Raw genomic sequence first — 12,749 nt, 5'->3', positions numbered from 1 at the left:
ATGCCAAAGGCAAATCCACGTCATCCGAACTTTCCCATCCCGGGTGGTCCGGAGCTTCGTGCCAAGGGCTGGCGGCAGGAAGCGTTGCTGCGCTTGCTTGAAAACGTACTCTCGGTTGGTGAAGATCCGGAAAACCTGATCGTTTATGCGGCGCTCGGCAAGGCTGCACGTAGCTGGCCTGCGCATCGCGCCATCGTGAAGACCCTTCTGGAAATGGATGAAAATCAGACATTGCTCATCCAGTCTGGCAAGCCTGTGGGTTTGATGAAAACCCATGCCAAAGCGCCGCTTGTCATTATGGCGAATTGCAATATTGTCGGGCAGTGGGCGAAGGCTGAATATTTCTACGAGCTACAGCGCAAGGGCCTTATCTGCTGGGGCGGTCTGACGGCTGGCGCGTGGCAATATATCGGAAGTCAGGGTGTTATTCAGGGCACTTATGAAATCTTCATGCGCATTGCGCAGAAGCGTTTCGACGGTGATCTGGCCGGACGGTTCATTCTGACTGCTGGTCTCGGTGGTATGGGCGGTGCGCAGCCGCTTGCCGGTCGTATGGCAGGGGCTGCAATCCTCTGTGTGGATATTGATCCTGAGCGTGCCCGCATGCGCAAGGAAATAGGCTATTTGCAGGAAATCGCCCCTGATCTCGACGCGGCGCTTGCCATGATCGATCAGGCGGTGAAGGAAAGGCGGGCTCTGTCGGTTGGCCTTGTTGGCAATGCCGCTGAAATTTATCCGGAAATTGCGCGTCGTGGCATTGTGCCGGATATCGTCACAGATCAGACTTCAGCACATGATCTCGTTTATGGCTATGTACCAAAGGGTATGAGCCTTGGTCACGTCAGGGAACTGCGCGAAGACGGTCAGGGCCAGCTGATGGCCGCAAGCCGTGCTTCGATTGTTGAGCATGTGCAAGCAATGCTGAGCTTTCAGAAAAATGGCTCTGAAGTGTTTGATAACGGCAACCTGATCCGCACGCAAGCCAAGGAAGGCGGCGTCGAAAACGCGTTCGACATTCCGATTTTCACGGAAGCTTATCTACGTCCACTCTTTGCCCGCGCGATTGGTCCGTTCCGCTGGATGGCGACTTCTGGTGAAGAAAGCGACATCGCCAAGATTGATGATGTGTTGCTGGAAATGTTTGCAGACAACCAGATCGTCACCAACTGGATCAAGCTTGCCCGCGAGCATATCCCGTTTGAAGGCTTGCCAGCACGTATCGCATGGCTTGGTCATGGTGAACGCACGGCGTTGGCGCTACGCGTCAATGATATGGTGTCGTCTGGTGAACTCAAAGGCCCTGTAGCCTTTTCGCGTGACCACCTTGATGCCGGGGCTATGGCGCATCCAAATATCATGACTGAGGGCATGAAAGATGGTTCAGATGCTATCGCGGACTGGCCGTTGATCGATGCGATGATGCTCTGCGCATCGATGGCCGATCTGGTGGTGGTGCATTCCGGTGGTGGCGGTTACGCCGGTTACATGACCAGTGCGGGTGTAACCGTGGTGGCCGATGGTACTCCTGAAGGTGCGGAGCGTCTCGAACATTCGCTGACCAATGATACTGCGCTTGGCGTTATTCGTTATGCAGATGCAGGATACGAAGAATCCTTTGACGAAATTGCCAGGAAAAACGTGCCCTATATTTCGCTGATCTAAGTTATCTGCTTGTCCGGAAACGTGGGAAAATCTCCATTGTGAGATAATCTTCATTGAAACTGGAAATATGCACCAGAGCAGCACGGTTGAGAAATTCAACCGTGTTGTTTCGAAAGGTCAGCAAATCATCGCTGCGCAATTCACGCAGCATTCGATTAATATGTATCGGCGTAAGTCCAAGAGCATCACCAAGTTCGGATTGTGTGAGGGGACAGAAAAAACGCTCCTCATTTCCTGTTCCGTTCAGTCGTGCTCGATGGCCCAGTTCCAACAGCAGGTGGGCCACGCGAACAAGAGCGCTACGCCGTCCTATACTGATAATATGTTCCACAAGGATTGCGCGTTGCCGGGCCATCAGTTCCATGAAGGTCATGGCGAGGCGCGGGGATTTCGCAAGACATTCAGTGAGATGGTCGAGAGAAAGCTCAAAGACTGCGAGTTCAGTGACTGAGATCAAAGTATAGTAGTTAAATCCGATTCCGGTTCTAAAGCCGAGAAAGTCGCCTTTCATCGGAAAGTCGAGGATCTGGCGGTCACCGTCTGCCAGGTCGCGATAGATGCATCCCCAGCCACCTCTTATGATATGGAGAGAGTTGGCCCAGTCGCCCTGACTGCTGACAACCGTATGCGGCGCGTAAGTTTTCATGGACACTGGAAGCGCGCTGAGGATGCCGAAATCGCTCTCCTCAAAGACGGCACCAATTGGCGGGCTTTCGAGGAAATGGCGAAATGTTTTTGCGTCGTCAGTCATGACCGCCATTGGCACATATCCGCAGAAATGATGGTTTGCCTGATTCTCGCGCCTTCCGATTTCTTAAGGAGCGGGCGATCTACTAAGTGTCGGGGAGCACATTTGTTTTGGCAAGGTAGTAATCTCTACCACTAATTGCGTAGATATCTGAGCTTTTACTAAACCATATTTCCCGCAAGTGCTTAATCTAGGTTAATGACACTGTGATAAAATTCGGGCAATCTTCTAATCAATAAAAGCAAAAATAAGAATTGATTACGGGGTTAGAAATATATCTCACTGAAATCAAAAAACAGGCGGCCGTTGCGCTTCAGTCATCGTGACATGAATACGAAAGAGCTGTGCGCATAATTCGGATTTGAGGGCGAAAAGATGAACGTTTCTCCGCATTTCAATGGCGTGAACAGTGAATTAAGAAATAGTAGTCAGGTTGTATCTAAAGATGCATCAGTTAAGTCGGAAGATTCTTTCGACAGTTTACTGCCATTACTTGTAATAATCGACAACCGTGCGTTGGATCGCGAATGTTTGGCGCATGGGCTAACCAACCACAGTATCGAAATGTCGATCGCGACATTCAGTTCCTTCGAACAGTGGCAGCATCAGCGTCGTGGACGTACTGTGAGCGCCGTACTGTTCAATATTGGTGGTCAGAAAGTTTCGGATCCTGCCGTAGGCAATTATCTGAACCGTATCGTCAACGACTGTGCACCGGCGCCGGTCATCATTTTGGCGGACAAGGAGGAAATCTCCCAGGTTCTCAAGGCACTCGATCATGGTGTACGGGGCTATATTCCTACATCCGTCAATGTGAATGTATGTGTAGAGGCTTTACGGCTGGCAATGGCTGGTGGAACCTTTGTTCCTGCAAGTAGCGTGCTTGCTCTTCGACACGCGACAGATCCGAATTCGCATCGACTTCAGCCATTGGGGGGCATGTTTACCCAGCGTCAGGCAGAGGTTGTCAATGCTTTGCGTCGTGGCAAGGCAAACAAGATCATCGCCTATGAACTCAAACTTCGGGAAAGCACTGTTAAGGTTCATATTCGCAACATCATGAAGAAGCTGAAGGCGTCTAATCGCACAGAAGTTGCCTGCATTATCAACGAGCTGTTTCCGTCGGAAACATCCTTTTCCGACATCCATTAACCCCTCACGGGTTCGGTAAAACAGCTTCGTCACAACGCAGAGCCTTTTCTCATAAAGGAGACTTTTTGTGATTATCTCCGACGTTTCATCAGGAAACGCGCGGCAGCCACTGGCTGACCTGCTCGAAACCATAAAACGCAGAAAAACATTGCTTGTTGTACCGGTCGTAGCAGGGGCTTGCATTGGATTTGCGGGCTACCTGACTGCGCCTGTCAGTTATGTTTCAGAATCTGTTCTGGTGCTTGATATGCGACGTGTGCAGGCACTTCCAAATGAGAGTGCTATCACCCCTTTGCCTCAGGACAGCCCAGTTCTTCGTTCTGAACTTGATATTATCAGTTCACGCATGATGGCCCGTAAGGTCATAGATATTCTGCAAGCTGATAATATTGTCGTGCCGACCGAGTTCCGTTCGCGTACCGTGCTTTCTTCTGCATCCGATAATGTGGCGAGGGAGCGCGAAGCACGTGATGTAGACCCCGTAGCACGTGAGCGTCAGCGGATCGACCTTTTGCTTTCGCGTCTACGGGTGAATAACGACGGTCGATCATATACGATATTCATTTCATATCGTGCTTCCGACCCTGTTTATGCGGCAAAGGTCGCCAATGCATTCGTTACGGCCTATCTGGATCATCAGATCGATGTGCAACAATCGGCAGCACGTCGCGTTAGTGAATGGCTTGGTGAGAAGCTCGTTACGTTGCGTAGCGGCCTTGAAGAGGCTGAACGTGCCGCCGAAGATTTCAGACAAAAGTCGCGCCTCGCCGGAGAACCGGGACAGATTAGTTTTCAGGCGCAACGCGTTGCGGCATTGAACACTGAAATCGTTGCGGCAACCGGTGCGGTATCGCTCGCCGAGGCAAGGCTTCGCACGGCGGAGTCTTTGAAAACAAATAATGAAGCGCCGGCGATGACCGAAGTGTTAGCCTCACCAGCGATCCAGACACTTCGCAACGAACAAGCTCGTGTCGAGCGCCAGCTTGATGAGCTGAGGTCTAATGGTGCTTTGAAAAGTGCGGAAATTCCTGTTCTCACTGCGGAACGGGACGCGCTCAAGCAACAGATCTCGGCACAGGTTGATGAAATCACAAAGAGTCTCAGTAATGAAATCCAAATCGCTCGACAACGCAGGGTAGGGCTTGAAGAAGCGCTCAAAGCTGCGGAAGCCGAACTTGGAGACGCCAATCAAGCTCAAGTCAAAGCTGTGCAACTTGATCGTGAAGCCAATGCCAGCAGAACCGTCTATGAGAGTTATCTGACCCGGTATAAGCAGCTCATTGAACAGGACGGGATTGCTGTACCTGAAGCGCAAATGATCTCTGCTGCAGAGCCGGCAATGGCCAAGGCGAGCCCTAATCTTGCAAACTGGCTGTTACTCGGTTTGGGACTTGGTGGACTGGTCTCGCTCCTTGGCACGGTTTTAAGAGAAACGTTCGATACAATTCGTCCTGCTCAGACGGCGTCGTTCATTCTGCCGGGTATTCCCGCAGCGACTCTGCTGCCGTTGACGCGTCAGCTGACAGTTCCGGTGCTTGTCAATCGCGGGCTCGATCCAACCAGCGCTTTCGGGCGTGCAATCAAATCAGTTCATGATCGTTTGCGGTTGCTGACACGCGGGCGGGATTCCCTTGCTCTTTCAGTCGTATCTCTGACTGATAATGAAGGAAAAACTCTGCTTATCACAGCATTGGCACAACAGTTTGCTGCATCGGGAATGGCTGTGGCTGTTATTGATGCAACCAACCGACAGTCGAGGCTTTCGGAGGCATTCGGACTTCCTGAAAATGAATATGGCGTAACGTCGTTTGGCAAAGCATTATCCGGAGCAACTCTCATACACGATCACAGTTCAGGAATTGATATCATAACTCCTGGGAAACAATTGCAAGAGGGTGAATGGCTCGCAGATCTTATCGCCCAACTTCGTTCTGACCATAAAATTATACTCGTGGATCTCCCGGCTGTGATGGAGGACAAGCGTTCGCTTCTTTTGTCCCGAGCGACTGATACCGCACTTTTGGTGGTCCAGCCGGATCGAAAAGATCAGCATGCGAATCTGGCGCTTATACAAACAATGGCGTCTTTGGGACGCAAGCCAGCACTTGCGGTCGTCAACCAGGTTTCAACATCCTATCGCAACTGGATCAATATTGCTGTTGCATACTTTCGTCCGGGCGTCGGAAAAGCCAGCAGGTTTCTGCGAGCGGCAATTACGCGGCGCAATCAGGCCGGGGCTGACAAAATGCAAGATCAGGCGTGAGGCAATAAGATGGTTTACAGACTTAATCACTTCCGGCTGAGTGCCCGTTTTAAAGCAGCATTGTTGTCGGGATTTATCGCTGTGGGGGCGCCCAATGGGGTCTTGGCACAAGGACAGGCCTATCTCGTCAGCCCCAATGATGTTTTGCAGGTCACAGTTTATGGTCAGCCATCTCTGACGGGGCTCTACCCTGTCGATGTGGATGGCAATATTGGCTATCCGGTTGTGGGGAACATCAATGTCAGGGGTCTGACAACGCCACAAATCAGTGAAAAGATCGCCAGCTCGCTGTCCGAGCATATACCGGGGCTGACTGTGACTGCCGTGATTAATCAGTATGCGTCCGTATTTGTTGTCGGCGATGTAAAGGCACCTGGTAAATACGAGTTTCGTCCGGGGATGGTGGCACTTGAGCTCATGGCTTTGGGCGGGGGAGCTGGAAAAGGTGAAGCGCCAGCAGTCACAGCCGGTATGCAATTAATTTCTGCGCAACAAGAATATGCTGATCTGCAAATGCAGATCACGACGACGAATATCCGGAGGGTCCGTCTCCAGGCTGAACTCAACGGAACGGAGTTCAAGTATGAATTACCGGATTCTACACCGGCGAATAAGCAGGCCGCAGCGCTCAGTCAGCATATGTTAGAGGGTGAAAAGACGCTCTTCGATGTTCGTCGTAATAACCTCGCTGCCGAACGTCAGGCATTGGAAGCGCAGTCAGCAAGTTATGGAGATGAAATCCAGACACTCCAGCAGAGCATCAAACTTCATGATGCTGAAATCCAACTCCTGCAGGAAAATGTCGATTCAAGTAAATCACTCGTTGACCGTGGGCTCGCTGCAAAGTCCAATCTTCGTGACATGGAGCGCGATCTTTCAGCAACGCGGCGCGATGCACTGGAGCTGGGATCGTTTTTGGCCCGGGCAAGACAAAATCAACTGGCTGTACAACAGCGTATTGCCAATCTTGAGGAGGTTCGCAAAAGCGAAGCCGCTGGAAGTCTGCAGGAGCTGGATCTCAATATTGCCCGTATGGAACTGCGCAGCAATGCCCAACTTCAAACAATGGCCGAAATCGCCAAATCTTCAGGCAATATTTCATCGTCTGACATGCGTCAGAAACTGGTTTTTACAATCAGTCGGAATGTAAATGGCACATTTGAGGACATCGTCGGTAACGAGCGCACTGAGATCAAGCCTGGTGATATTTTGCGTATCGAGTTGGACATGAGTAAACTAACGGGCTCACCTTCGTAAGTGCAGCCTATCAAAGATCCTCAATAAGAAGGGCGCTTCCCATAAATTGGAAGCGCCTTTCTTGTTGTTGCAACGACATTGAACGTTGTCGCTTAAGCCGCGACTGGTGCGGTAACGCTTTGAACCCAGTTCTGGTAAACTTCCCGGATACCATCATGGAGACGGATACGTGGTCTCCAGCCAAGCGCATGCATCAGTGAGGTATCGAGGAGCTTACGCGGCGTTCCATCTGGTTTGCTGAGATCATGTACGAATGTGCCTTCGAAGCCGACGACGTTCGCAATTGTCAGAGCGAGTTCTTTGATCGATATTTCTTCCCCGGTACCGATATTTACCGGTTCGATGCTCTCGCTGAAACGCAACAGATGTACACAGGCATCAGCAAGGTCATCGACATGCAGGAATTCGCGCAATGGGGTGCCGCTTCCCCACAGCGTAATATGATCACTGCCATTGATTTTTGCTTCGTGAATGCGGCGCATCAGTGCTGGCAATACATGGGATGTATGAGGATCAAAGTTGTCGTTGGGCCCATAGAGGTTTGTCGGCATGGCGGTCATAAATCGATTGCCGAATTGGCGAGAGCACGCCTGTGCGTATTTGAGGGCCGCGATCTTCGCGATTGCATAGGCTTCGTTGGTTGGCTCCAATGCTCCGGTCAACAATGCTTGCTCATGCAAGGGTTGAGGAGCATCTCGGGGATATATACAACTTGACCCCAGCCAAAGCAGGCGTTCGACATTTGATAAATGTGCAGCACGAATAACGTTCATGCCAATGGTCAGATTGTCGTAGAGAAAGTCCGCCGGGAATTGTGAATTGGCCAGAATTCCACCAACACGAGCTGCGGCCACAATAACGACATCGGGCTTATGATGCGCGATATATTGCTCTGTCGGACTTTGTCGTGTGAGATCAAGATCGCTATGGGCGATGCTAATGACTTCACAGTCTACAGATTGAAGTCTTCGCAGTATTGCCGACCCCACCATGCCGGTATGGCCGGCAATGAAAACTTTCTTCCCCGAAAGCGAGTAGACTGCACGAGGCGTGTGATCAGCCGTAGAAGTCATTGCGTCCAGCCTCCCGCATAATATTGCGCAAATCCCAGTCGACCATTTCAGTGACAAGATTTCCAAATTCCGTCGTATGTTTCCAGCCAAGTCTGTTCTTCGCTTTGGATGCATCGCCTAACAGGAAATCAACTTCGTTGGGACGAAAATAGCGCGGATCTATTTCGATGAGACATTTACCTGATTTTCGGTCGATACCGATTTCATTGACTCCGTCACCGTCCCACTCGATCTGTTTATCGACTGCGTTAAATGCCAGCTCGACAAATTCACGCACGGTGTGCGTTTCTCCTGTGGCAAGAACATAGTCGTCAGCTACATCTTCTTGCAAAATCCGCCACATTCCCTCGACATAGTCGCGCGCATGACCCCAGTCACGGCGGGCGTTAAGATTGCCAAGCCGCAGCTTTTCCTGAAGTCCTCGCTCAATTGCCGCAACTGCGCGTGTGATCTTGCGTGTGACGAATGTTTCGCCGCGCAGAGGACTTTCATGGTTGAACAGGATGCCATTGGAGGCATGAAAGCCATAGGCCTGACGATAGTTGACTGTTGTCCAGTAAGCAAAAAGCTTAGCGGTTGCATATGGGCTTTGCGGGGCGAATGGCGTTTGTTCACTTTGTGCGTATGGTGAGCTGTTTCCAAACAGTTCTGATGTTGAAGCCTGATAAAAGCGGCATGTATTGCCAAGCCCCAGAATGCGTATCGATTCAAGCAATCTCAAAGTGCCGAGTGCATCTGTATTCGCAGTATATTCGGGCGTTTCAAAACTGACCTGAACGTGGCTTTGTGCACCGAGATTATAAATCTCGTCGGGGCGGACTTCCTGAATAACGCGGCAGAGATTGGTTGCGTCGGTCAAGTCGCCAAAATGCAGGCGAAAGCGGATATCCTCTTCATGCGGGTCCTGATAAAGATGGTCGATGCGTGCCGTATTGAACGAAGAAGACCTCCGCTTAAGACCGTGTACCCGATAGCCTTTGTTGAGCAATAGCTCACTTAAATAGGCGCCATCCTGCCCTGTCACGCCAATGATGAGAGCTGTCTTTTCCTGCAAGGTCTTCCCTCCGGTCAGAATTAAATACAGCCATGATAGCGATTTAGATCTCCGACTAAACGGCTTCAAAACGGTAATACAGACGCCAAGTATCCCACTTCGGATAAGCATCAAATTGCATTGAACATGCCCTGTTTAGACAAAAGAGGTAGGCCTCTCGCCCGCTGTCTGTGTTCCCTATGCCATTGGGCTCCTTGCGACATTGGAGATGGTGTTGCCATCCTGATCAAAACCCGATCGAGCTATGGGAAATCAAAATCATGCGTGTGGTTCTGGCAAACAGGTATTTTTATCCCGATCAATCCGCGACGAGCCGGATGGTGACGAGCCTGGCACATGAACTGGTGCGCGAAGGTGTAGAGACCACCGTGGTTGCCAGCCGCAACTACCACGAAAATGGCAAACCTGTTTTACCCGCGCGCGAAACAATCGAGGGTGTCGATGTCCACCGAATATGGACGTCTGGTTTTGGTCGCAAGAAACTTGCGGGTCGGGCAATTGACTATGCAACGTTTCATCTCTCGGCTGCGGCATGGTTTGCTGCCAACGCAAAAAAGGACGATATATGCGTGGTTTGCACTGATCCACCACTCCTTTCCGTTTCTGCCGCACTACCTGTTCGGTTCCGACGAGCGCACCTCGTTAACTGGGTCATGGATCTGTTCCCCGAAACGGCCATCGAACTGGGATTGATGAAACACCAAAATGCATCCGGCAGACTGGCTGTTGCGTTACGCAACTGGTCGATGCGCCAATCCGCACTTACGATCTGCCCGATAGAGAAGATGGCACACTACTTGTCTGAAAAAGGCATACCTTCTGATAATCTGGCAGTGGTTCATCACTGGGCAGATAAAAACGAAATCCTGCCAGTGAACCGTGAAGAGAATGCGTTGCGCAATCTATGGGGACTGGAGGAAAAGTTTGTCATTGGCTATTCAGGCAATTTTGGTCGGGCGCACGAGTTCAGCACTGTGCTTGATGCTGCAGAACAGCTTCAAACGAATTCGGATATCGTTTTCTTGATGATTGGCGAAGGACAACAGCACGCCTATGTCGAACAAGAAGTCAAACGACGCAGACTATCGAATGTTGTCATGAAACCTTTCCAGCCGGTGGAGCAGCTTTCAGAAAGCCTTGGAGCTGCGGATGTTCATCTGGTGTCGCTGAAACCTGAGCTTGAACACTGTATTGTGCCGAGCAAATTCTATGGTGTTTTAGCAGCTGCGCGTCCGACAATTTTCATTGGCGACCCTGACGGCGAGATAGCAACTGTTGTGCGCGATTTTCACTGCGGCTTGTCGTTGTGTCCGGGTGAGGTCGAGATGCTGATTAGCGCGATACTTTTGTTGCGAAACTCACAGCTCAATCGCAACACGATGGGAAACAATGCACGCTATCTCATGGAAACTGCTTATTCGCGCGAATTTGGCGCTGCCGTCTGGCAGTCAGCAATAGGCCGAATAGTAAGGAACGGCCAGCTCTCAGCAATGCCGGTTCTCGACCGGCGGTTTCATGCGGAGAAAATGTGATGGAAGGCTCTTTTGTCGTAAGCCAATTGGGCGCACGAATGCATTATGCGGTGCCTCGCATATTTGCAAATCATCAGAGGCTCGCACATTTTTACACTGATATTTGCGCCTTGCAGGGATGGCCGAGGCTTCTCAATAGGTTGCCTTCCACGGTGTTGCCAACTGCAGTGCGGCGACTGGTAGGGCGTGCACCGCAGGGTATTCCTCAAGAGAATATGACAACTTTCCCGACTTTTGGCCTCCACTCGGCAATGCGAAGACTGGCCAACCAGACAGGCCCACGGTCCACTGCCAATGCGATATGGGCGGGTGAGACCTTTGGTAAACTGGTCGCCGCCAAGGGCTTTCATGGTGCAAGCGGGGTCTATGCGTTCAGTGGAGAAGCACTCGAACTTTTGCGCGCGGCAAAAAAGCAGGGTCTCTGGACCGCGGTTGAACAAATGATTGCGCCGCGTGGCGTTGTCGATCAGTTGGCGTGTGAGGAGGAAATTCTAAATCCAGGCTGGCAAGTATCGGCGACTGACGATGAGAATGCCGCAGCCTTCGCCGCAAGAGAAAAGGCCGAATGGCAGATCGCAGACGCCGTGATATGTCCGTCGAATTTTGTAGCAAAACACGTGATAGAAGCGGGCTGTGCGCCCGAAAAAGTGGTCGTAGTGCCCTATGGTGTCGATGATCGCTTTTCGATCAGTCCAAGGGCCCGTCAACCGGGACCATTGAGGATTTTAACCGTTGGTGCGGTGGGGCTTAGAAAGGGCTCACCCTATGTGGGCGAGGTCGCGCGAAAGCTCAATGGACAGGTTCAGTTTCGTATGGTTGGACCAGTCGATATCCAGCCAGAAGCGTATGAACAGCTTAAAAAGGCCGTTGAACTGACAGGTCCAATACCGCGCAGCGAAATGCGATCACAGTTTGAATGGGCGGACGTTTTCTATCTTCCTTCATTGTGCGAAGGATCGGCAACAGCATGTTACGAGGCTCTCGCCGCAGGTCTTCCAGTGATCTGTACTGAGAATACCGGAAGCGTTGTTCGCCACGGAATAGATGGATACATCGTCCCGATCCGTGATGTTGATGAAACCGTCGAGATCCTTCGTCGGTTTTCGAGTAATCCCATGACACTGTTCAGGATGAGTGAGAATGCACGCGAAAGAGCGAGCGATTTCACCGTTTTGCGCTACGGCGAACGGTTGGTCAAAGCCTTGTCACAACTCTCGATGGGTGAAGCTTCATGAAGATCGTCCATGTCATTGGGTCATTCGACCCCGCTAAAGGCGGTCCGCAAGCGGTCGTCGTTCGTCTTGCTGCAGCTCAGGCATCTCTCGGGCACGACGTGACTATAGTCAGTTATAGTGATGATGAAATCAATTATCGCGCTGTAAAAGCCACAGCTGCGATCCCCGATTTTAGTAAGGTGCGGACATTCCTGCTTGCAATGCCCGATATACGTGAGAAGTTTTTGGGTAATCGCGCCGCAAAAGCAATGTCCTCCCTTATACGTTCAGCAGATTTTGTACACATTCATGGTGTGTGGGAAACCAATTTGCTAAGAGCGGCAATGCTCTGTCGTCGCTATCGTGTAGCTTACTGCATATGCTGTTGTGGCATGCTTGATGTTTGGAGTATGCAACAAAAGGCCTGGAAAAAGAAACTCGCATTGAAGTTTGGTTTCCGCAAAATGCTTGATGGAGCAGCGTTTATCCAGGCGCTTAATCAAGATGAGATTGAGCTTATTCGAATATTATCATAATACCAAGTGACTTTGAGCTGACTGATATTTTGTTGATTGATTTGATGTTCATTGATTTGGTGGTTCTAGTTTGATTGACGTTTGGATATGACCTTGAAGATCTGTGCCCGTCCATAAGATCAATGACGCTTGTTCTGAAGTTATGCACTGAATCATCGCAGCGCTCCTTCTGAAACCGTCGGTGGGCAGTGCTTTATACTGAGATCCTGACGAATGGCAAACGTCACTTGACGGCTGCGGCTTATATAGTCTCTGGTC

General features: G+C 50.9%; 9 protein-coding genes and 1 pseudogene. 7 read left to right on the top strand and 3 right to left on the bottom strand.

Annotated elements, in window-relative coordinates:
• Positions 1-1,662 carry a thiourocanate hydratase gene (gene ertB, locus C9380_RS20730; RefSeq protein ID WP_128094521.1) on the top strand — a complete coding sequence of 554 codons (1,662 nt, stop codon included), beginning with the start codon at positions 1-3 and terminating at the stop codon, positions 1,660-1,662.
• Position 1,663: 1 nt separating this feature from the next.
• Here ertB and C9380_RS20725 read toward each other — a convergent pair whose 3' ends face one another.
• Positions 1,664-2,422: a Crp/Fnr family transcriptional regulator gene (locus C9380_RS20725; protein ID WP_100557779.1), complete on the bottom strand. Its 759-nt coding sequence runs from the start codon at positions 2,420-2,422 to the stop codon at positions 1,664-1,666.
• Positions 2,423-2,785: 363 nt separating this feature from the next.
• On the opposite strand from C9380_RS20725, the gene C9380_RS20720 reads away from it, so the two are divergent.
• The 3 genes from C9380_RS20720 (at position 2,786) to C9380_RS20710 (ending at position 7,082) form a co-directional block, all read left to right on the top strand.
• The gene (locus C9380_RS20720; protein ID WP_100557780.1) at positions 2,786-3,562 is read left to right on the top strand and encodes a response regulator transcription factor; all 777 of its coding nucleotides are present in this window, start codon (positions 2,786-2,788) and stop codon (positions 3,560-3,562) included.
• A gap of 67 nt (positions 3,563-3,629) precedes the next feature.
• The gene (locus C9380_RS20715; protein WP_128094520.1) at positions 3,630-5,825 is read left to right on the top strand and encodes a GumC family protein; all 2,196 of its coding nucleotides are present in this window, start codon (positions 3,630-3,632) and stop codon (positions 5,823-5,825) included.
• Positions 5,826-5,834: 9 nt separating this feature from the next.
• Positions 5,835-7,082, top strand: coding sequence for a polysaccharide biosynthesis/export family protein (locus tag C9380_RS20710; protein WP_100557782.1), 1,248 nt, complete (start codon positions 5,835-5,837; stop codon positions 7,080-7,082).
• A 92-nt stretch (positions 7,083-7,174) separates the two neighbouring features.
• On the opposite strand, the gene C9380_RS20705 is transcribed toward C9380_RS20710, so the two are convergent.
• Both C9380_RS20705 and gmd read right to left on the bottom strand, forming a co-directional pair.
• Complete coding sequence (locus tag C9380_RS20705; RefSeq protein ID WP_128094519.1) at positions 7,175-8,155, bottom strand: GDP-L-fucose synthase family protein; 981 nt, start codon at positions 8,153-8,155, stop codon at positions 7,175-7,177.
• Positions 8,139-9,209 (bottom strand): GDP-mannose 4,6-dehydratase, encoded by a 1,071-nt coding sequence (gene gmd / locus C9380_RS20700; protein ID WP_128094518.1) that lies wholly within the window; start codon positions 9,207-9,209, stop codon positions 8,139-8,141. Before gmd ends, C9380_RS20705 begins: the two co-directional genes overlap by 17 nt.
• 260 nt (positions 9,210-9,469) lie before the next feature.
• Here gmd and C9380_RS20695 point away from each other — a divergent pair, with 260 nt between their 5' ends.
• From C9380_RS20695 to C9380_RS20685, 3 genes and pseudogenes are all read left to right on the top strand, one after another.
• Entirely contained in the window at positions 9,470-10,741 is a 1,272-nt protein-coding gene (locus tag C9380_RS20695; protein ID WP_128094517.1) for a glycosyltransferase family 4 protein, read from the top strand.
• The gene (locus tag C9380_RS20690) at positions 10,741-11,976 is read left to right on the top strand and encodes a glycosyltransferase family 4 protein (RefSeq protein ID WP_128094516.1); all 1,236 of its coding nucleotides are present in this window, start codon (positions 10,741-10,743) and stop codon (positions 11,974-11,976) included. The genes C9380_RS20695 and C9380_RS20690 overlap by 1 nt, the downstream gene beginning before the upstream one ends.
• Positions 11,973-12,485 (top strand): annotated as a pseudogene (locus C9380_RS20685) (glycosyltransferase); the annotation flags it as partial. The gene C9380_RS20690 and the pseudogene C9380_RS20685, both read left to right, overlap by 4 nt.
• Between the last annotated feature and the right edge of the window lie 264 nt (positions 12,486-12,749).

This window comes from Brucella pituitosa (assembly GCF_003049685.1).
Lineage (GTDB): Bacteria > Pseudomonadota > Alphaproteobacteria > Rhizobiales > Rhizobiaceae > Brucella > Brucella pituitosa.
This window is presented reverse-complemented; position numbering and strand designations above follow the sequence as displayed.